The 683-nt window shown below is 43.0% G+C and carries 1 protein-coding gene and 1 pseudogene; both read right to left on the bottom strand.

Annotation, left to right across the window (positions count from 1 at the left end; genetic code table 11):
- Window positions 1-435: FAD synthetase family protein (locus ACRCJ0_RS17790; protein ID WP_431391473.1), on the bottom strand; the 435-nt coding region annotated here is incomplete at its 3' end.
- A gap of 17 nt (window positions 436-452) precedes the next feature.
- A pseudogene (gene truB / locus ACRCJ0_RS17785) lies at window positions 453-683 on the bottom strand (tRNA pseudouridine(55) synthase TruB); the annotation flags it as partial.

Raw genomic sequence — 683 nt, 5'->3', positions numbered from 1 at the left:
GCTAGCTAAGGTCCGCATGTTGGCGATGTCCTTTTTGCCGTAGGTATAGTCAAAACCCGCTACAACCGATTTGGCATGCAAGCCTACCATATATTGGTCCACAAATTCTTGCGGTTTCAAAGCGGAGAATGATGACGTTAACTGGGTAACATAAAGATAGTCCACACCAATCTGAGTCATTAACCGCTCTTTTTCGACTAGAGTGGTTAAATAAGTCACTTCTTCAGGGTGTATTTGTTGATACAAGATGCGTGGCGCCATATTAAAAGTCATTACAGCTAGTGGTAATTGCAAACGGTCAGCCTCATCACGAGCAGCTTGAATAACCGCCTGGTGGCCTCTATGGACCCCATCAAAAAAACCCAAGGCTAGGACAACATCGCCCGCATAGATAGTTGATTGTTCAAAGGGATGGTGTAAATTTATCGTTTTCATTCAGTATCGTCCAATCTTTAAAACATTTTGCTTGGTTTTATTTTACCATCTTTACTTGGATGGACATCATAAAGCGCCTTTAACTTGTCGTCGATATAAGCCGTCACCGGTAATTGGTCTCTTAATTCAACAGGTAACGTCGCTAATTCTAGGACCGACCCATTTTCCACCAATTTCACTAAGTGGCTATCCTCAGCCGGAACCTGCCAAACTGGATATGCTGATAAGGTCGATTCAACTGGTACCAA

It is taken from the genome of Aerococcus sp. L_32 (assembly GCF_050689315.1).
Note: the sequence above shows the minus strand (reverse complement) of the source record. Positions and strands in the feature narration are given on the sequence as shown.